Source organism: Actinomadura fibrosa (assembly GCF_900659615.1).
In the GTDB taxonomy this organism is placed as follows: Bacteria; Actinomycetota; Actinomycetes; order Streptosporangiales; family Streptosporangiaceae; genus Spirillospora; species Spirillospora fibrosa.
This window is the reverse complement of record NZ_CAACUY010000023.1, coordinates 40,974-60,324: the sequence shown is the minus strand read 5'-3', so window position 1 is coordinate 60,324 and position 19,351 is coordinate 40,974. Positions and strand designations below refer to the sequence as shown.

The window sequence follows — 19,351 nt, the reverse complement described above, 5'->3', positions numbered from 1 at the left end:
CGCCTTAGCGGGGCGCCGCCGTGGAGTGCACCGCCGTGGGGCGCGCTGCCGTGGGGCGCGCTGCCGTGGGGCGCGCTGCCGTGGGGCGCGCTGCCGTGGGGCGCGCTGCCGTGGGGAGGGTGCTGTTTGGGGTGTGGGGCGTTGGGAGGGGGCGGGGCTGTGGGGTGTGGTTGTGGGGGTTGGGCGCCGCCCCGGAGGGGTGCGGGGCGGCGGGTGGTGGTGGTTGTTAGTGCTGCATGGAGATTGTGTCGCCGATGTTGTGGACGCGGAGCGCGTTGGTCGAGCCGGGGGTGCCGGGGGGCGAGCCGGCGACGACGACGACGCGGTCGCCCTTCTGGCAGCGGCCGATCTCCAGGAGGGCCTGTTCGACCTGGCCGACCATGTCGTCGGTGTGGTTGACGTGCGGGACGATGAACGTCTCGACGCCCCAGACATGCGCGAGGCGGCCGCGGACGGCGGGCACGGACGTGAAGGCGAGCAGCGGGATCGGAGACCGGTAGCGGGACAGGCGGCGGGCGGTCTCGCCGGACATCGTGAAGGCGATGAGGGCTTCGGCGCCCACGGTGGCGCCGACTTCGGCGGCCGCGCGGGCGATGGCGCCGCCGACCGTCTCGGGGATGCGGTCGAGGGTGTGGGTGGCGTGCAGGACGGCCTGCTCGGCGGTGGTCACGATCCGGCTCATGGTGAGGACGGATTCGATGGGGTACTGGCCGACGCTGGTCTCGCCGGAGAGCATGACGGCGTCGGCGCCCTCGAAGACGGCGTTGGCGACGTCCGAGGTCTCGGCGCGGGTGGGGCGCGGCGCGGAGATCATGGATTCGAGCATCTGGGTGGCGACGATGACCGGGCGGGCCTTCTCGCGGCAGAGTTCGATCGCGCGCTTCTGGACGATCGGGACCTGTTCGAGGGGCAGTTCGACGCCGAGGTCGCCGCGGGCGACCATGATGCCGTCGAAGGCGGCGACGATCTCGGGGAGCCGCTCGACGGCCTGCGGCTTCTCGATCTTGCCGATGAGGGGGACGCGGACGCCCTCCTCTTCCATGATCTGGTAGCAGATGTCGGCGTCTGCGGGCGTCCGGACGAAGGAGAGGGCGACCAGGTCGACGCCGAGGCGCAGGGCCCAGCGGAGGTCCTTCTCGTCCTTCTCGGTGAGGGCGGGCACGCTGACGGGGACGCCGGGCAGGTTGAGGCCCTTGTTGTCGGACACCATGCCGCCGACGGTGACGGTGGTGTGGACGCGGGGGCCCTCGACCTCGGTGACGCGGAGGGCGACGCGGCCGTCGTCGATGAGGACGGTGTCGCCGGCGCTGACGTCGCCGGGCAGGCCCTGGTAGGTCGTGGAGACCTCCCTGCGGCTGCCCGGGACGTCGTCCGTCGTGATGGTGAACTCGTCGCCGAGGGTGAGGCGTACGGGGCCGTCGGGGAACCGCCCGATGCGGATCTTGGGGCCCTGCAGGTCCGCGAGGATGCCGACGCCGCGGCCGGTGCTCTCGGCGGCGGCGCGGATCCGGTGGTAGACCTCCTCGTGGACGGCGTGCTCGCCGTGGGACATGTTGAGGCGGGCTACGTCGATGCCCGCCTCCACGAGGGCGTTGATCTGCTCGGCGCTCGAGCAGGCGGGACCGATGGTGCTGACAATCTTCGCTCGACGGGTCACGTGCACAACGGTACTTAGTTACCCGTCGGTACGGTTATTCGCGCAGGATGCGGTCGCCTGGAGTTCACCGATTGGTCTAGCTCAGAGGTCTAGACCACAAGTGGCCGCCTAGCCTTTGAACGCCTGGACGGCCGCCTGGCAGAAGGCCTTGAGGTCGTCCGGCTTGCGGCTGGTGACGAGGACGTTGGGGCCGCCCTCGCAGATCCGCACCTCCTCGTCCACCCAGGTGGCACCGGCGTTGCGGAGGTCGGTCTGGAGGCTCGGCCAGGACGTCACGGTCCGGCCGCGGACGACGTCGGCCTCGATGAGCGTCCACGGGGCGTGGCAGATCGCGGCGACGGGCTTGCCGGCGTCGAAGAACGCCTTGACGAAGGCGACCGCGTTGGGCTGCATGCGAAGGAAGTCCGGGTTGGCGACGCCGCCGGGCAGCACCAGCGCGTCGAACTCGTCGGGGCCGGAGACGTCGACGGTGGTGTCGACCGGGAAGGTGTCGCCCTTGTCGAGGTGGTTGAAGGCCTGGAGGCGGCCGGACTCGGTCGAGACGAGGCGCGGGTTGCCGCCGGCCTGCTCCACGGCCTTCCACGGCTCGGTGAGCTCCACCTGCTCGGTGCCCTCGGGCGCGCAGAGGAAGGCGATCGTCTTGCTCTGCAGATCGGTGGACATCTGGTGACCTCCTGGCATTTTCGGGGCTTTGACTTCCGTAGGCCCTCTGCCCACGGTTTGGGGTGGTATGCAGGAAGTCGTGAACACCACCAACTACCGCGAGACGCCCGTTCTAGGCGCTCCGGGCGTGGTGTGCTCGTGGACGGCGGCGCTCCCTGACGGCGCGGAGCCGTACGTCCAGCGTGTGGTGCCGGACGGCTGCGTTGACCTCATCTGGTGGGACGGGGAGATCCTCGTGGCGGGCCCCGACACGGGCCCGAATCCAGCGCTGCTGCTTCCCGGTTCGTCCATGGCGGGGGTGCGGTTCCGTCCGGGCGCGGCGCCGCCGGTACTGGGGTTCCCGGCAGATGCCGTCCGGGACGCGCGGGTGCCCTTGCGGGAGCTTTGGGGCGCAGACGCGGAGGTACTGGAGTCCTCCCTGGCGACGAGTGCCCCCGAGAAGCGGGCGGACGCGCTGGTAGCGGCACTGGCCGGACACGCCGCGGCGACCGGGCCGGTGGATCCCCTCGTCCCGGCGATGGTGGCCGGGCTCGCACGGGAGCCGGTGCGCCGGGTGGCGGACGATCTCGGACTGGGCGAGCGCCAACTGCGACGCCGAGCCGTGGCCGCGTTCGGATACGGCCCGAAGACCTTGCAGCGCGTCCTGCGCTTCCAGCGAGCCCTGCGTCTAGCCCGAGCCGGCGAGCCGCTAGCCGGCGTCGCCTACACGGCCGGCTACGCAGACCAAGCCCACATGGCCCACGAAGTCCGCGACCTCGCCGGCGAACCCATCCGAGCCCTGTGCTGACCCCTCCCCCTCCCTCACTCCCCCTCCCCCACGCACTCCCTCCCTGCCCCCGTCCCTGGCCACGTCGAGCAAAACCAGCCCGGGCCCCAAGCCCCCACTCCCCCACAACTCGCCCCCGGAAGCGCTCTGAGCGCATGCAGAGCCATGCCCAAGCCCGCCGGACACTGACCACTTAGAACTAATCCGGGACGCGCTGCGTTGGCGCGCCATCCCCCAAGGCCAGCCCGCAGGCACTGTCCGCGCGGAAACACCTGGGGACGCGGTGCAATCGCATGTGTCATGCCCTGCCGAGGCCGCAGGGCGCCGTTCACGCGGAAGCACCCGCGACGCGGTTCGAGAGAGCGCCTGCCGGGCCCTGGACAGGCCCACAGGGTGTCGTTCACGCGGGAGCGCCCCGCGACGCGGTTCGAGAGAGCGCCTGCCGGGCCCTGGACAGGCCGACAGGGCGTTGTTCACGCGGGAGCGCCCCCCGACGCGGTTCGAGAGAGCGCCTGCCGGGCCCTGGACGGGCCCACAGGGCGCCCTTCACGCGCACGCACCCCGCGACGCGGTTCGAGGGCGCGTGCCGGCCCTGGATGGGCCCACAGGGTGTCGTTCACGCGAAAGCAGCCCGGGACGCGGTTCGAGGGCGCGTGCCGTGTGAGCCCGGAGGGGCGTTGTTTGGACGGGAACACCGGGGAGGCGTTGCGATCGCGTGCGGAGCCAAGTGCGAGCGGAGCGAGAACTTGATCGCGCAGTGAGCCGCCAGGCGAGCCGGAGCGATGCCAGCGATCGCCGCAATGCCCGTTGAAGGAGGGCCGCCAAGGCCCGACGCCGAGGGCATTGCAATAAACACGGGTGGGCCCGGCCACCCCAGCGGTGGGTGACCGGGCCCTCGGTGTCCCGTGTCGGGTTTACGGGAGAACCTTGACTCTGGCCGCGAAGCTAGCCGACCGTTCCGTCCGCCACAAGGGGTGCGGTCGTGGCCCGTGTCACGTCGGGGGCCGCGGGAGGTCCGTCCGGCATGATCCTTTTGCCTGGGACGATGCCGTGATCTCCTGTCGGCATGAGCGATCCCCTGTATGAACGCGACCTCGCGGCCGACGCGCTCGATCTCGTGGCGCTGGCGGCTCGGCCTTATCTGGACGGGCTTCAGGAGCGTCCGGTGCATGATCGGGCGATGGACGGGCTGCTGGACGAGCTCGGCGGGCCGCTGCCGGAGCGGGGGGACGGGACGCTCGGCGGGGTGGAGCGGCTGATCAGGGTGGGGACGGGGGCGGCCACGCATTCGTCCGGGCCGCGGTTCTTCCACCTGGTGGTGGGAGGGGCGACGCCGGCGGCGATGGCGGGTGACTGGGTGGCGTCGCTGCTGGACCAGAATGCCGGGTTGTGGTTGGCGTCGCCGCTGGCGAGCCGTGCGGAGACGGTGGTGCTGGGCTGGTTGAAGGAGCTGTTCGGGCTGCCCGCGGGGTTCGGCGGGGTGCTGACGCCGAGCGCGACGGTGGCGCATGTGACGGGGCTGGCGTGTGCGCGGCAGTGGTGGGCGGAGCGGCACGGGGTGGACGTGGCGGCGCGGGGCCTTGCGGGGTTGCCGCCGATGCCGGTGTTCAGCAGCGGGCTGGTGCATGCCAGTACCCGTAAGGCGCTGCAGATCTTGGGGTGCGGGCGCGACACGCTGCGCACCTTCGAGCGGGACGACGCGGGGCGGGTGGATCTGGCCGGGATGGACGCGGCGCTGGCGGAGGCGGGCGGTCCGGCGGTGATCGTCGCGAACGTCGGGGAGGTGAACGCGGGCGATTCGGACCCGGTGGAGGAGCTCGCGGACCTGGCGGAGCGGCATGGCGCGTGGTTGCACGTGGACGGCGCGTTCGGGCTGTTCGCGGCGCTGTCCCCGCGGACGGCGCATCTGGTGCGGGGTGTGGAGCGTGCCGATTCGGTGACGGCGGACGGGCACAAGTGGCTGAACGTGCCGCAGGAGAGCGGCTTCTCGTTCGTGCGGGATCCGGAGCTGTTGAGGGGCGCGTTCGGGTCGTGGGGGGCGGCGTACCTGACCGCGGGGGACGGTGAGCGCGTCAATTACAACGAGTTGGGGGTGGAGTCGTCGCGGCGGGCGCGGGCGCTGCCGATCTGGGCGTCGCTGCGCGCGTACGGGCGGGAGGGGTACCGGGCGATGGTGGAGCGCCATCTCGATGTGGCGGCGCACCTGGGCGCGCTCGTCGAGCGGGCTCCGGACCTGGAGCTGCTGGCGCCCGTCCAGTTGTGCGTGGTGTGCTTCAGGTACCGGCCGGAGGGTGTTCCCGAGGAGCGGCTCGACGGTCTGAACGCCCGGCTCGGGGAGGCGCTGGTAGCCGATGGGCGCGTGTACGCAGGGACGTCGCTCTACCGCGGCATGCGGGCGTTCCGTCCCACGGCGCTCAACTGGCGCACGACGGAGACGGACGTGGAGCGCTTGGTCGAGGTGCTGCGCGAGCTAGGCGCCACCCTGACGCGAACATGAATCGCGCAACCAAGAAGCAGTGGGTACCTCAATGATCGCCGACCGGAACGTTGCGATCGCGTGCGAAGCCAAGTTCGAGCGGAGCGAGAACTTGATCGCGCAGTGAGCCGCCAGGCGAGCCGGAGCGATGCTAGCGATCGCCGTAAGCCCGTTGAAGGAGGGCCTCCAAGGCCCGACGCCAAGGGCTTACAAACTATTCGGCCATGGGCCTGGCGGGGTGTGGGGCAGGACGCCCGTCGTGGTCGTGACGTCGTAGACGCGGAAGCCGCGGGCCTGGTAGTTCTTCAGGGCGGCGGGGCCGTCGTTGGAGCAGGTGCTGAGCCAGACGCGTTCGGTGGGTTTGCGGTCGGGGCAGCGGGTGGCGAGGTCCCAGGCGCGGGACGTGCCGATGGTGAGGAGGTGGCCGCCGAGGCCGCGGCCGATGAAGGGGCGCAGCAGGCCGAAGCAGGTGATCTCAACGACGCCGTCTGGTTGCGGGTCGAGTTCGACGTAGCCGGCGGGGGTGCCGCGGACGTAGCCGACCCAGGTTTCGAGGCCGGGGCGGGAGAGCCAGTTGCGCCACTGGTCGTAGGACCAGGCGAGGCGGTCGGTCCAGTACCAGTCGCCGCCGACGGCGGTGTAGAGGAAGCGGCCGAACTCCGGGCTCGGGATCTCGGCCCGGACGATGTCGAACCGGATGTCGGGCGCCTTGGCCGGGCGCAGCTCGGCGGGGCTGAGCTGCTCCAGGTACCAGTGGGTCACCTCGGTCTGGCGGGTCGGCATGGGGTCCCCTGTCCACGGCGCGTTCGCGCGGCGCCCGGCTCGGCGCGTCACACGACGCCGCCGCGCCTCCGGCGGACACCGGAGGCACGGCGGACAATGATCGCGGATCAGGCTATCGGACGCGCGGTGGGCGGAATCGGGTACGGCAGGGCAGTCTGCCCGGACAGGTACCGGTCGACGCCGTGCGCCGCGGCGCGGCCCTCGGCGATGGCCCAGACGATCAGCGACTGGCCGCGGCCCATGTCGCCGGCGGCGAAGACGCCGTCCACGGAGGTGGCGTAGTCCTTGTCGCGGACGACGTTGCCGCGCTGGTCGAGCTCGACGCCGAGCTCGTCCAGGAGGCCCTCGCGCTGCGGGCCGAGGAAGCCCATGGCGAGGGTGACCAGCTCGGCCGGGATCTCCCGCTCGGTGCCCTCGACGGGCGCGAAGCGGGTCTCGGGGCCGCCGACCTCCACGAGCCTCAGGGCGCGGACGTTGCCGTCCTCGTCGCCGAGGAACTCGGTGGTGGAGACCGCGTAGAGGCGGTCGCCGCCCTGCTCGGCGAGCTCCTCGTGGGCACTCTCCATCTTGAACAGGATCGGGTAGGTCGGCCACGGCTGGGCGTCGGAGCGGTTCTCCGGCGGGCGCGGCATGATCTCCAGCTGGGTGACGGAGGCGGCGCCCTGCCGGATCGCGGTGCCGATGCAGTCGGCGCCGGTGTCGCCGCCGCCGATGACGACGACGTGCTTGCCCGCGGCGGAGATGGGCGACTCGGTGTAGTCGCCCTCCTGCACCTTGTTGGACGGGGGCAGGTACTCCATCGCCTGGTAGACGCCCTTGAGCTCGCGGCCCGGGATGGGCAGGTCACGCCAGGCGGTGGCGCCGCCGGCGAGGACGACGGCGTCGTGGCCCTCGCGGAGCTCGTCCACGGTGATGTCGACGCCGACGTTGACCGAGGTCTTGAACTCGGTGCCCTCGGCGCGCATCTGGGCGAGGCGCCGGTCGAGGTGCCGCTTCTCCATCTTGAACTCGGGAATGCCGTAGCGGAGGAGCCCGCCGATGCGGTCGGCGCGCTCGTACACCTTGACGTCGTGCCCGGCGCGGGTGAGCTGCTGGGCGGCGGCGAGGCCGGCGGGCCCGGAGCCGACGACCGCGACCCTCTTGCCGGTCTTGACCGCGGGCGGCTGCGGGCGCACCCAGCCCTCGGCGAACGCCCGGTCGATGATCTCGACCTCGACCCGCTTGATCGTCACCGGGTCCTGGTTGATGCCGAGGACGCAGGCGCTCTCGCACGGGGCGGGGCACAGCCTCCCGGTGAACTCCGGGAAGTTGTTGGTGGCGTGGAGCCGCTCGATGGCCTCGTGCCAGTCCTTGCGGTAGACGAGGTCGTTCCACTCGGGGATGAGGTTGCCGAGCGGGCAGCCCTGGTGGCAGAACGGGATGCCGCAGTCCATGCAGCGGCTCGCCTGCTTCTCCAGCCGGTCCTTGCCGAAGTCCTCGTAGACCTCGGACCAGCTCCGGATGCGCACGTCGACCGGGCGGCGCTTCGGGAGCTCCCGCGGTACGGTCAGGAAACCCTTCGGGTCAGCCATGTGGGATGTCCCCCTCTCTCAGCCCTGCGCCGCGGCCATGACGGCCTCGTCGACGTCGCGTCCCTCGGCCTCGGCCTTCGCCATGGCCTCCAGGACGCGCCGGTAGTCGCGCGGCATGATCTTGGTGAAGCGGCCGGCGGCGGCGTCCCAGTCGCCGAGCAGCCGCCCGGCGACCTCGGAGCCGGTCTCGGCGAGGTGCCGCTCGACCAGCGACCGGACGAACGCCGCGTCGGCCTCGTCGAGCGGCTCCAGGTCGACCATCTCGCCGTTGACCCGCTCGGGGACGAGGTCCAGGACGTAGGCGACGCCGCCCGACATCCCGGCCGCGAGGTTGCGGCCCGTCCGGCCGAGGATGATCGCGCGGCCGCCGGTCATGTACTCGCAGGCGTGGTCGCCGACGCCCTCGACGACGGCGGTCGCGCCGGAGTTGCGGACGCAGAACCGCTCGCCGACGACGCCGCGGGCGAACAGCTCGCCCGAGGTGGCGCCGTACAGGATGACGTTGCCGCCGATGATCTGGTCCTCGGCGGTGAACGCCGCGTCCGCGGGCGGGCGCAGCGTCAGCCGACCGCCCGACAGGCCCTTGCCGACGTAGTCGTTGGCGTCGCCGACGAGCCGGAGGGTGACGCCGCGCGGCACGAACGCGCCGAACGAGTTGCCCGCCGAGCCGGTGAAGGTGACGTCGATCGTGTCGTCGGGCAGGCCCTCGCCGCCCCACTTCTTGGTCACCTCGTGGCCGAGCATGGTGCCGACGGTCCGGTTGACGTTGCGGATCGGCAGGTCGAGTTTCACCTTGTCGCCGAACGCGAGGGCGCCCTCGGCGAGCTGGATCAGCGTGTTGTCCAGGGCCTTCGCGAGCCCGTGGTCCTGGACGGTGACGCGGCGCAGGGCCGCGCCCGCGGTCAGCTCGGGGGTGTGCAGGATCGGGCCGAGGTCCAGCCCGGACGCCTTCCAGTGGTCCACGGCGTCGCGGGTGTCGAGCATCTCGACGTGCCCGATCGCCTCGTCCAGCGAGCGGAAGCCGAGGGCCGCCAGGTACTCGCGGACCTCCTCGGCGACGAACTCGAAGAAGTTGACGACGAACTCGGGCTTGCCGGAGAACCGCTCCCGCAGGACGGGGTTCTGCGTCGCGACGCCGACCGGGCAGGTGTCGAGGTGGCAGACCCGCATCATGATGCAGCCCGACACCACGAGCGGCGCGGTCGCGAAGCCGTACTCCTCGGCGCCGAGCAGCGCGGCGACCACGACGTCCCGGCCGGTCTTCATCTGCCCGTCGGTCTGCACGACGATGCGGTCGCGGAGCCCGTTGAGCAGCAGCGTCTGCTGGGTCTCGGCGAGGCCGAGCTCCCAGGGCGCGCCGGCGTGCTTGAGGGAGGTGAGCGGGGACGCGCCGGTGCCGCCGTCGTGCCCGGAGATCAGCACCACGTCGGCGTGCGCCTTGGACACCCCGGCCGCGACCGTGCCGACGCCGACCTCGGCGACGAGCTTGACGTGCACGCGCGCCGCGGGGTTGGCGTTCTTCAGGTCGTGGATGAGCTGCGCCAGGTCCTCGATCGAGTAGATGTCGTGGTGCGGCGGCGGCGAGATCAGGCCCACGCCCGGGGTGGAGTGCCGGGTCTTGGCGATCCACGGGTAGACCTTGTGGCCGGGCAGCTGCCCGCCCTCGCCGGGCTTGGCGCCCTGCGCCATCTTGATCTGGATGTCGTCGGAGTTCGTGAGGTACTCCGACGTCACGCCGAACCGTCCCGACGCCACCTGCTTGATCGCGCTGCGGCGCAGGTCGCCGTTCTCGTCGGGGGTGAAGCGCCGCGGGTCCTCGCCGCCCTCGCCGGTGTTGGACTTGCCGCCGAGGCGGTTCATCGCGATCGCGAGGGTCTCGTGCGCCTCGGCCGAGATGGACCCGTAGGACATCGCGCCGGTGGAGAACCGCTTGACGATCTCCGATACGGGCTCGACCTCGTCGATCGGCACGGGCGCGCGGTCGCCCTCGCGGAGCCGGAACAGCCCGCGCAGGGTCATGAGCTTCTCCGCCTGCGCGTCGACCTTGGCGGTGTACTCCTTGAAGATCTCGTACCGGCGGGTGCGGGTGGCGTGCTGGAGCTTGAACACCGTCTCGGGGTTGAACAGGTGCGGCTCGCCCTCGCGGCGCCACTGGTACTCGCCGCCGATCTCCAGCGTGCGGTGCGCCGCCTCGTTGCCGCCGGGCGGGTAGGCGCGCGCGTGCCGCTCGGCGACCTCGCGGGCCAGCACGTCGAAGCCGACGCCGCCGAGCCGGGACGTGGTGCCGGTGAAGCAGCGGCCGACGACCTGCTCGCCGAGGCCGATCGCCTCGAAGATCTGCGCGCCGGTGTAGGACGCGACCGTGGACACGCCCATCTTCGACATGACCTTCAGGACGCCTTTGCCGTACGCCTTCACGAGGTTCCGGACGGCCTTCGCCGGCTCCAGGCCCTCGATCACGCCGCCGCGGACGAGGTCCTCGACGGTCTCGATGGCGAGGTAGGGGTTGATCGCGGACGCGCCGTACCCGATGAGCAGCGCCATGTGGTGGCACTCGCGGGCCTCGCCGGTCTCGATCACGAGGCCGACGCGGGTGCGGGCCTTCTCCCGGATCAGGTGGTGGTGGACGGAGCCGGTCAGCAGCAGCGACGGGATCGCCGCGCGGGCCGAGTCCGCCCCGCGGTCCGACAGCACGATGATCCGCGCGCCGGCCTCGATGGCCCGGCTCACCTCGGAGTTGATCTCTTCGAGGCGCGCCTCCAGGGCCTCTCCCCCGCCGGCGACGTCGTACAGGCCGTGCACGACGTACGCCTGGAGGTGCGGCAGCGAGCCCTCGTCGTCGATGTGGATGATCTTGGAGAGCTCGTCGTTGTCGAGGATCGGGGTCGGCAGCACCAGCCGCCGGCACGAGTCCGGGCCCGGCTGGAGCAGGTTGCCCTCGGGACCGAGCGTCGACTGGAGGGAGGTGACGAGCTCCTCCCGGATCGCGTCCAGCGGCGGGTTCGTGACCTGCGCGAACAGCTGCTTGAAGTAGTCGAACAGCAGCCGCGGCCGCTCCGACAGCACCGCGATCGGCGTGTCGGTGCCCATCGACCCGATCGGCTCGGCGCCGGTCCTGGCCATCGGCGTCAGGATGATCCGCTGCTCTTCGAGCGTGTACCCGAACGTCTGCTGCCGCTTGACCAGCGTCTCGTGCGTCGGGATCTCCCGCTCGCGCTGCGGCAGCTCCTCGAACCGGACGAGGCCCTCGTGCAGCCACTGCCCGTACGGGTGCTCGGCGGCCAGCTCGGCCTTGACCTCGTCGTCCTCGACGATCCGGCCGGCCGCGGTGTCCACCAGGAAGATCTTGCCGGGCTGGAGCCGGCCCTTCCGGACGACCTTGTCCGCCGGGATGTCGAGCACGCCGGCCTCGCTGGCCAGCACGACCAGGCCGTCGTCGGTCACCCAGTAGCGGCCGGGGCGCAGGCCGTTGCGGTCCAGGACGGCGCCGGCGAGCGTGCCGTCGGTGAAGCTGACGCTCGCGGGGCCGTCCCACGCCTCCATGAGGGTCGAGTGGAACTCGTAGAAGGCCCGGCGCTCCGGGTCCATCTCGGTGTGGTTCTCCCACGCCTCGGGGATCATCATCAGCACCGCGTGCGGCAGCGACCGCCCGCCGAGGTGCAGCAGCTCCAGGCACTCGTCGAACGACGCCGTGTCGCTCGCCTCGATGTCGATCACCGGGAAGATGCGGGAGATGTCGCCCGGGATCACGTCGGACTTCAGCAGCGCCTCGCGGGCCCGCATCCAGTTCCGGTTGCCCTTCACCGTGTTGATCTCACCGTTGTGGGCGATGAACCGGTACGGGTGGGCCAGCTCCCAGGCGGGGAACGTGTTCGTCGAGAACCGCGAGTGGACGAGCGCGATCGCGCTGGTGAACCGGCGGTCCGACAGGTCGGGGAAGAACGGCTCCAGCTGCGGCGTCGTCAGCATGCCCTTGTAGACGAGCGTCCGGCTGGACAGGCTCGGGAAGTAGACGTCGACGTCCTGCTCGGCGCGCTCGCGCATGCAGAACACGGCGCGGTCGAGCTCCAGGCCCGTCAGGCCGTCGTGGGGGCCGCCCGCGGCGGGCGCCACGAACAGCTGGGCGAAGTGCGGCATGACCCGCCGGGCGGCGGGACCGGTGAAGCGCGGGTCGTGCGGGAGCTCGCGCCAGCCGAGGACCGTCAGGCCCTCCTCGACGCACAGCGTCTCGACCCGGGCGACCGCGGCGGCGCGCTCGTCGCCGTCCACGGGCAGGAAGGCGATCCCGGCGGCGTACGCGCCCGCCTCGGGAAGCGTGAAGTCGAGGACCTCGCGGAAGAACGCGTCCGGGATCTGGACGAGGATGCCGACGCCGTCGCCGTCGTCCGGCTCCGCGCCCACCGCGCCGCGGTGGTCCAGATTCTTCAGGACGGTCAGGGCGTTCTGGACGATGTCGTGGCTCTTGCGTCCATGCAGGTCGGCGACAATGCCGACGCCGCACGCGTCGTGCTCGTTAGCCGGGTCGTACAGCCCCTGGGGGCGGGGGCGGCCCGGCGTGAGGGCAGCAGCAGCCATCAACCCTCCCGTCGTCGTCGTGTCACTGCTTCGATGTCAGTGCAGTCCCGGGACGACGTTGGCCCTGCTGCGGTGAGATGACATTACATCACTGCCGGGATCATGCCCGGTCGCACCGGATCGCGAAACTTACTCCGTACCGGTCGCCGCAAGTCATCCCTGAGTGGTTTAGACCAGGATACCGGCCCATGTCCAGGGCATATCGCCCTGACCTCGGTGAGGATCGTCACCGGGACCCGATGTTTACCCGGCGGTCCGTAAACGCGCCCGGAACCGGCCTCGGCCGGGGTCAGCGCCGGGAGTCAGCGTCCGGCGCGGTCAGCTTCCGGCGCGGTCAGTGCCCGGCGGAGTCAGTGCCCGGCGCCGGCGGCGCGGCCGAGGACGGCGGGGGCCTTCCCGCCCTCGATCAGCAGCGACAGCAGCGTCTCGTCGGTCTCGTCGCCGCGGCCGTCGAGGCGCTGCGCCCAGGCGACCACCGCGTAGTGGCCCTCCGCCAGGCCGCGGGCCATCCCGAAGCCCTGCCCGAACGAGGCGAGCGGCGCGGGCGCGCTCAGCGGCCGGACGAAACCGCCGCCGCGGCTCTGGTCGAGGGTCTCCACGAACCGGTCGGCGTCGGCCGAGCCCGCCAGGTTGAACACCGCGACCGCCAGCCCGTAGCCCCGCTTCGTGTCGGCGTAGAGGGTCCGGGCCGCCTGCGTGCAGCCGCCCTTGGCCAGGTCGGCCGCCACGGTGGCGCCCCACACGGCCGCCGAGCAGTCGCGGTCCAGCTTCTTGGCCCGCAGCGTCAGCTTCCCGGACCCGTCCGGGACGGACACGCTCGACGCCGACTCGGGGAACGCCTCCGCCTCGGTCAGCGGCGCCGCGTCCGAGGTCCGCGCCGCGATGGCCGCGTAGGCGGCGGACGACCCCGAGCTGGAGTAGGACGCGGGCGACGGGCCGGTCGCGGCGGCGCCGGCGGGCGGCGCGGCGGGGGCCCGGCGCCCCTGCTGATCGTCTCCGCCACCGCCGAGGACGGCCACGGCGGCCAACCCGATGGTCACGACCGCGCCGAGCGCTCCCGCGGCGCCGAAATACAGTTTCGGCCCGGCGAGCGCCTTTCCGGCCCGTCCGGCAGGACGACTCCCAGGCACTGGAGCCGCCGCGGGCGGAGGGGGCGCGGTGGACGCGGCGGGCGGCTTGACGACGCCGCCCCGGCCCTTCTTGGCGGGACGTTGCTGAGGCGCCTTGGCACCCTTGCGGACCGCTCCACCCTTACCCCGCTGCTGAGCCTTCCCCTTGCGCCCCGGGGCCCGCTTCGCAGGCTGGACGTCCGCCGCACCGGACTCCTCGTAGGCGACCTCGGGATACTCGCCACCCTGATACCCGGCGTCCTGGTAGCCAGCCTCCTGGTACCCGGCGTCCTGATACCTGGCGTCTTGGTAGCCGCCGCCCGAGTAACCCGGGTCTTGGTAAGGCTGTGCCGGCGTTGGGGCACCGGCGTACGGGGCGTCCTGATATTGCGGGTCCTGGTAGCCCTGATCGCCGTATCCGGCGTCGCCGTACCCGGTCGCGTCGTACCCGCCTGCCTCGTACCCGGGCGTCCCGTAACCAGCCGACTCGTATCCGGTCGCGTCGTAGCCGGGTTCGTCGTACTGGACGGGCTCGGCCTGGGGAGGCGCGGGCCGGGACCGGCGTCCGGAACGTTCCGGGCGGGGTCCGCCGGACGACCCGGCGCGGCGCGGCGCGGCCGGGCGGCCCAGCGTCCTGCGCTGGGCGGGCTGGCGGCCGGTCCGGCTCGCCGGGGTGCGGCGGGGGCCGCCCTTGCGGCGGCCCGGTTCATCGGCGTCCACGACGGCGCAGACTACTGCCCGCGGGCCGGTGCGGCGTCCGTTCCCGGCCGGTTCACCGCTGCTTCCCGCCGGCGAGGTCGAGGCGTCCCCACACGAAGTCGGCGGGCTTCTCGACGACGAGGCTCACGTCGATCATCTCGTTCAGCGAGGCGGGCTGGGCGCCGCCGGCCCGCTCCACCCACGTGATCACGGCGTAGTGGCCGTAGGTCTTGGCGTAGGCGGCGCTGAAGCCGGAGCCGAACGCGGGCACCCCCGGCGGGTTGAGCGGCTCGATCCATCCGGCGCCGGTCGCGCGGTCGAGGTCGCGCTGGATCTGCTTGACCCCTTCCTCGGTCGCGAGGTTGACCACGATGAACTGCCCGACGAACTTCTTGTCGCCGCTCACGTAGGCGCCGCGCAGGATCTGCGAGCAGCCGTACTTCTGCAGGTCGCCCTGGAGGCGGGCGCCCCACGTGACGCTCTTGCAGTCGCCGGTGAGGTTCGAGGCCGCCAGGTTCAGCGTGTACTTGGCGGACGTGAGGGTCTTGGCGTCGCCGGACAGCGCCTCCCCCTCCGTGATGGGGCGCGGGTCCGCGGTGCGCGTGGCGAGCCTGCTGAAGCCCTCGCCGCTGAAGTCGGGCGTGTAGGCCGTCGGCAGGACGTTCTTGTTCGCGGCCTTCTTCTCGTCACCGCCGCCGCCGGACAGCACGACCGCCGCCACGACGGCGATCACCACCACGACCACGGCGGCCACGGCGCCGTAGAGCAGTTTCGGGCTGGGGCGCTTGCGGGCGGGCTGGTCGTCCGCCGGCCAGAAGTCCCGCCCGGCACCGGTCCGGGGCGCCTCGGGGGAGCCTGTGTCACGAGCCTCGATCACGACTCGGGAGCTTAGCGCCCCCGCCGCACCCGCGGCCCCCAAAAGGGGGTTTTGAGGCGTTTATTGCGGGGTCACAACCCGTTGGTGCCGATCAGCGCGCCGACCCCGTAGGTGATCGCCGCGGCGGCGGCGCCGAAGGCCAGCTGGCGGAGCCCGCCGTACCACCACGCCCGGGTCGTGACCCGGGACACGATCGCGCCCGCGAGGAACAGGCCGAGGGCCGCCAGGCCCGCCGCGGGCCACAGGTTCGTGGCGCCCAGCAGGTAGGGCAGGACGGGCAGGAGCGCGCCGACGGAGAACGACAGGAACGACGAGCCGGCCGCGACGACCGGGGACGGGAGGTCCGCCGGGGAGACGCCCAGCTCCTCGCGGGCGTGCACCTCCAGGGCCTCGTCCGGGTCGCGCGAGAGCTGCCGGGCGACCTCCGCGGCCGTCTCGGCGTCCACGCCGCGGGCCTCGAAGACCTGCGCCAGCTCCCGCTGCTCGGCCACCGGGTGCCGGATCAGCTCCAGCCGCTCGACCTCGATCTCCGCGCGCGCCAGCTCGCTCTGCGAGGCGACCGAGATGTACTCCCCGGCCGCCATCGAGAACGCGCCCGCGGCGAGCCCGGCGAGGCCCGCGAGCAGGATGACCTTCTGGCTCGCCTGCCCGCCCGCGATGCCCGCGATCAGCGCGAAGTTGGAGACGAGGCCGTCCATCGCGCCGAACACGGCGGGGCGCAGCCAGCCCCCGCTGACGTCGCGGTGGCGATGGTGGTGCTCCGCCGATTCGGTCTGCTCGCTCGTCACTTCACCTGCCCGGCCGACGACGGCCCCTCCTACTTCCCGTCCGTGACGGGCTCCCCCTTGCCGGCGCGCCCGGAGGCGTCGGCGGTCCCGTCGCCGTCATTCTGCACGTCGGCGTGGTTCCGCTCGTCTCCGGGGTCGCCCTTCGCCGCGTCGTCCGCCGACGTCGCGGGCACCGGCTCGTCCGCTCCGGGCTTCGCTTCCGCCTCGGTCTCCGGCTCCGCTTCACGCTCTGCGGGCTCGGTCTCGGCGGCTGGGACGGGCTTCTCCGGCGTGTCCTCGGCGGGTTCCGGCTCGGCGGCGGGTTCCCCCGCGGGCTCCGGCTCGTTCTCGGGCGTGTCCGCGACGGGCGCCGGGACGTCGTCGACGGTCTCGGCCTCCTTCGCGTCGGCCTTCTTGCCGAGCTCGGGCGCGGACGTCCCCTCCCCCGACTCCTCGGCCTCCTGCGAAGCTCCCGCCTCCTCCGGCGCCTCGGGGGCCTTCGACGGCTCAGGGGCTTCCGACGGCTCGGAATCCTTGGTCGACTCCGGCGCGTCCCCGGTCGCGGGTTCGGTGTCCTTCGCCGCCGTGGCCTCGGTCGCGGACGGGCCGAGGCCCGCGGGGACGGGCTCGGCGGGCTTGTCGCCTCTCGCGGCCCCCGGGAAGCGGGCCTTGACGTCCTCGGGGCCGGTGCGGTTGCGGGCCAGGTAGAGGTAGGCGACCGCGCCGGCGAACACGATGATCGAGGTCCAGTCGTTGAGCCGCAGGCCGAGGAAGTGGTGCGCCTCGTCGATGCGGAGCGCCTCGATCCAGAAACGGCCGACCGTGTAGGCGGCGACGTAGAGGGCGAACGCGCGGCCGTGCGTGAGCTTGAAGCGGCGGTCGGCCCAGATGACGAGGACGGCGACGCCGATGCACCACAGCGACTCGTACAGGAACGTCGGGTGGTAGGTCGCGACGTCGGCGTACTTGGGGTCGAGCGGGGCCAGGCCGCCGTCGTCGGGCAGCCGCGGGCGGTTGTCGCGGTCGATCCTGATGGCCCAGAAGGCGTCCAGCGGACGACCGTACAGCTCCTGGTTCCAGTAGTTGCCCCACCGGCCGATGGCCTGGGCGAGGGCGATGCCGGGGGCGACGGCGTCGCCGAGGGCGAGCACCGAGATCCCGCGGCGGCGGCAGCCGATCACCGCGCCGACCGCGCCGAGCACGACGGCGCCCCAGATGCCGAGGCCGCCCTGCCAGATCTCCAGGGCCCGCTCCGGGTCGCCGTGCTCGCCGAAGTAGCGCTGGTAGTCGGTGATCACATGGTAGAGGCGGCCGCCGACCAGGCCGAACGGCACGGCCCACACCGCCACGTCGATGATCACGCCGGGTGTGCCGCCCTTGGCGGCCCACCGCCGCTCGCCGAGCCAGACCGCGACGACGATGCCAATGATGATCATGATGGCGTAGGCGCGGATCGGGATGAACCCGAGGTGCCAGACGCCCTGCGAGGGACTCGGGATGGAGGCGAGCGGCTGCATGGGCGTTGACGTTACCGCCTCCGGCGGGCGCCGGGCGCGCGTCCCCGCCAAGGACCCCGGATCGCCACCCGGCGGACATCCGTCCGAGACCGCCGCGGGACGTCAGGAGCGCGTCCCGCGGGGCCCGGACGGCGCCGTCAGTGCCGCGCGGACAGGGTGCCGGTGATGGCGGTGCGGCGCGGCACCGGACGGCCGGCGGCGGCGTCCGCGACGGCCTCCTTCAGGGCGTCCGGCGAGTCGAGCGCCTCGTCGCCGACCTTCGCGCCGTTGAGCGCGAGGTACGGGGTGGCGTTGACGCCCGCGCGGCCCGCGTGCGCGGACGCCTGGTCGACGGCCTTCATGCGCTGGTACTGGCGGACGCACGCGCCGAACGCGGCGTCCCGGATGCCGACCTCGGCGGCCCACCGGATCAGGTCCGGGGTGGTGAAGCCGACGGTGCCCTCCTCGGGCTGGTTGGCGTAGAGCTTGTCGTGGTAGGCGACCCAGCGCCCGGCGGGCGCGCAGGCGGCGGCGTTCGCGGCACGCCGCGAGTTCGACATCAGCGGTTCCTGCTGGAAGAGCTGGAACGGCCGGTACACGACGCGGGCCTTGCCCTGCGCGGCGAGCTCCTTGATCGTGCCGCCCTGCCGCTCCTCCAAGGACAGGCAGGCGGGGCACTGGAAGTCCTCGTACAGCTCCAGGACGGGCTTGGCGACCCCGGCGGCGGCCATGGCGACCGACCCGTCCCGCTGCCGCACGGCGGGCGCGAGGGCGCCGTCGTAGGCGCCGACGGTCCGCTCGCCGCCGTGCCGCGCGGCCACGACGACGACCATCGCGACACCGGCCGCGGCCGCCGTGACGGCCCCGATGCCGATCATGAGCGCGTGCCGTGCCGCGCGCTCCTTCCGTGCCCGCTTCCGCCCGCCCCGCCGCCCCGCGGCATGGTGCCCTCCGGCCCTCTTCATCGATCCCCCGATCGGCCCGTCACCTGCTTGCGAGCAGCGTACGAGCGTCCGGCGGCGAGGACGGCGGCGCCGCGCCGTTCCAGGGCGGAACGGCGCGGCGCCGGGATGCTCGGGGGCCGCTCAGCCGGTCACTTGCCGGCCCCGGCCGCGGTGACGGCCGCCTTCAGGCCGTCGGGGCTCATGAGCTGGCTCTGGAGGTCGAGCGCCTGGCCGTCCAGGAACACGGTGGGCGTGCCCTCGACCTTCCGGGTCTCCAGGGCGTACTTGGTCATGGAGTCGACCTGGGACTTCTTCTGCTCGTCCCGGACGCACTTCTCGAAGTTCGGGTCGGTGACGCCGACGTCCTTGCCCCACTTGACGAGGTCGTCGGGCGAGAAGCCCTTGGTGCCCTCGGCGGGCTGGAACTTGAAGAGCGCGTCGTGGTAGGAGATCCACTTGTCGGCGGGGACGCAGAGCGCCGCCTCGGCCGACCGCAGCGAGTTGATCCTGACGGGGTCCTTCTGCTGGCCGAACAGGTGGAACGGCCGGTAGACGACCTTCACCTTGCCCTCGGCGGCGAGCTGCTCGACGGTCGAGCCGCTGGACTCCTCGAACTGCTTGCAGATCGGGCACTGGAAGTCCTCGAAGATCTCCAGCACCGGCTTGGTCACGCCCGCCTTGGCCATGACGATGGAGCCGTCGGCCTCGCGGCTGAGCGGGGCGAGCGCGCCCTGGTGGACCTCGGCCTTCCCGTTCTTCTCCCGCTGGTTCATGATCAGGACGGTGGCCACGACGACCGCCGCCACCGCGACCACGGACCCGATGACGATGGCGAGCAGCCGCCGCTGCCTCTCCCGCGCCGCCTGCCGCTTGCGCTCCGCGGCCAGGCGGTCCCTCGCGGACCGCTCTCGTGCGGCCTTGCTCATTGGTTCTCCTATGCGTGGGTGCCGCGCCACCGTCGCGCGGCG

The 19,351-nt window shown here is 72.4% G+C and carries 13 protein-coding genes; 2 read left to right on the top strand and 11 right to left on the bottom strand.

Annotated elements, in window-relative coordinates; all coding sequences use genetic code 11:
* Nucleotides 1-226 precede the first annotated feature (226 nt).
* Together pyk and E1300_RS11700 are read right to left on the bottom strand one after the other, a co-directional pair.
* Entirely contained in the window at nucleotides 227-1,657 is a 1,431-nt protein-coding gene (gene pyk / locus E1300_RS11705) for a pyruvate kinase (RefSeq protein ID WP_131756984.1), read from the bottom strand.
* 108 nt (nucleotides 1,658-1,765) lie between these two features.
* On the bottom strand, nucleotides 1,766-2,320 hold the full coding sequence (locus E1300_RS11700; RefSeq protein WP_131756983.1) for a type 1 glutamine amidotransferase domain-containing protein: 555 nt from the start codon (nucleotides 2,318-2,320) through the stop codon (nucleotides 1,766-1,768).
* A gap of 67 nt (nucleotides 2,321-2,387) precedes the next feature.
* Between E1300_RS11700 and E1300_RS11695 the strand changes: the two genes are divergently transcribed.
* Both E1300_RS11695 and E1300_RS11690 read left to right on the top strand, forming a co-directional pair.
* A complete protein-coding gene (locus E1300_RS11695; protein WP_131756982.1) occupies nucleotides 2,388-3,107 on the top strand; it encodes a helix-turn-helix domain-containing protein in 720 nt (239 codons plus the stop codon).
* 1,045 nt (nucleotides 3,108-4,152) lie between these two features.
* Nucleotides 4,153-5,583 (top strand): pyridoxal phosphate-dependent decarboxylase family protein, encoded by a 1,431-nt coding sequence (locus E1300_RS11690; protein ID WP_131756981.1) that lies wholly within the window; start codon nucleotides 4,153-4,155, stop codon nucleotides 5,581-5,583.
* A gap of 186 nt (nucleotides 5,584-5,769) precedes the next feature.
* Here the strand turns inward: E1300_RS11690 and E1300_RS11685 are convergent, their stop codons facing one another.
* The 9 genes from E1300_RS11685 to E1300_RS11645 all read right to left on the bottom strand — a co-directional run bounded on the left by E1300_RS11685 (nucleotide 5,770) and on the right by E1300_RS11645 (nucleotide 19,309).
* Nucleotides 5,770-6,345: a GNAT family N-acetyltransferase gene (locus E1300_RS11685; RefSeq protein ID WP_131756980.1), complete on the bottom strand. Its 576-nt coding sequence runs from the start codon at nucleotides 6,343-6,345 to the stop codon at nucleotides 5,770-5,772.
* 107 nt (nucleotides 6,346-6,452) lie between these two features.
* A complete protein-coding gene (locus tag E1300_RS11680) occupies nucleotides 6,453-7,916 on the bottom strand; it encodes a glutamate synthase subunit beta (RefSeq protein ID WP_131756979.1) in 1,464 nt (487 codons plus the stop codon).
* A gap of 18 nt (nucleotides 7,917-7,934) precedes the next feature.
* Nucleotides 7,935-12,491: a glutamate synthase large subunit gene (gene gltB, locus E1300_RS11675; protein ID WP_131756978.1), complete on the bottom strand. Its 4,557-nt coding sequence runs from the start codon at nucleotides 12,489-12,491 to the stop codon at nucleotides 7,935-7,937.
* 350 nt (nucleotides 12,492-12,841) lie between these two features.
* The gene (locus E1300_RS11670) at nucleotides 12,842-14,320 is read right to left on the bottom strand and encodes a hypothetical protein (RefSeq protein ID WP_131756977.1); all 1,479 of its coding nucleotides are present in this window, start codon (nucleotides 14,318-14,320) and stop codon (nucleotides 12,842-12,844) included.
* A gap of 52 nt (nucleotides 14,321-14,372) precedes the next feature.
* Nucleotides 14,373-15,176: a hypothetical protein gene (locus tag E1300_RS49970; protein WP_165502799.1), complete on the bottom strand. Its 804-nt coding sequence runs from the start codon at nucleotides 15,174-15,176 to the stop codon at nucleotides 14,373-14,375.
* Between the two features lie 71 nt (nucleotides 15,177-15,247).
* On the bottom strand, nucleotides 15,248-15,964 hold the full coding sequence (locus E1300_RS11660) for a VIT1/CCC1 transporter family protein (protein WP_131756976.1): 717 nt from the start codon (nucleotides 15,962-15,964) through the stop codon (nucleotides 15,248-15,250).
* A gap of 29 nt (nucleotides 15,965-15,993) precedes the next feature.
* Nucleotides 15,994-17,460, bottom strand: coding sequence for a prolipoprotein diacylglyceryl transferase (lgt, locus tag E1300_RS11655; RefSeq protein WP_131756975.1), 1,467 nt, complete (start codon nucleotides 17,458-17,460; stop codon nucleotides 15,994-15,996).
* Nucleotides 17,461-17,597: 137 nt separating this feature from the next.
* On the bottom strand, nucleotides 17,598-18,317 hold the full coding sequence (locus E1300_RS11650; RefSeq protein WP_131756974.1) for a DsbA family protein: 720 nt from the start codon (nucleotides 18,315-18,317) through the stop codon (nucleotides 17,598-17,600).
* 215 nt (nucleotides 18,318-18,532) lie between these two features.
* Nucleotides 18,533-19,309 carry a DsbA family protein gene (locus E1300_RS11645; protein ID WP_131756973.1) on the bottom strand — a complete coding sequence of 259 codons (777 nt, stop codon included), beginning with the start codon at nucleotides 19,307-19,309 and terminating at the stop codon, nucleotides 18,533-18,535.
* Nucleotides 19,310-19,351 lie beyond the last annotated feature (42 nt).

Coding starts and splice junctions, on each gene's coding strand:
- E1300_RS11645 (WP_131756973.1), bottom strand. CDS start 19,309: ATGAGCAAGGCCGCACGAGAGCGGTCCGCGAGGGACCGCCTGGCCGCG.
- E1300_RS11650 (WP_131756974.1), bottom strand. CDS start 18,317: ATGATCGGCATCGGGGCCGTCACGGCGGCCGCGGCCGGTGTCGCGATG.
- E1300_RS11700 (WP_131756983.1), bottom strand. CDS start 2,320: ATGTCCACCGATCTGCAGAGCAAGACGATCGCCTTCCTCTGCGCGCCC.
- gltB (WP_131756978.1), bottom strand. CDS start 12,491: ATGGCTGCTGCTGCCCTCACGCCGGGCCGCCCCCGCCCCCAGGGGCTG.
- E1300_RS11695 (WP_131756982.1), top strand. CDS start 2,388: ATGCAGGAAGTCGTGAACACCACCAACTACCGCGAGACGCCCGTTCTA.
- E1300_RS11685 (WP_131756980.1), bottom strand. CDS start 6,345: ATGCCGACCCGCCAGACCGAGGTGACCCACTGGTACCTGGAGCAGCTC.
- lgt (WP_131756975.1), bottom strand. CDS start 17,460: ATGCAGCCGCTCGCCTCCATCCCGAGTCCCTCGCAGGGCGTCTGGCAC.
- E1300_RS11690 (WP_131756981.1), top strand. CDS start 4,153: ATGAGCGATCCCCTGTATGAACGCGACCTCGCGGCCGACGCGCTCGAT.
- E1300_RS11680 (WP_131756979.1), bottom strand. CDS start 7,916: ATGGCTGACCCGAAGGGTTTCCTGACCGTACCGCGGGAGCTCCCGAAG.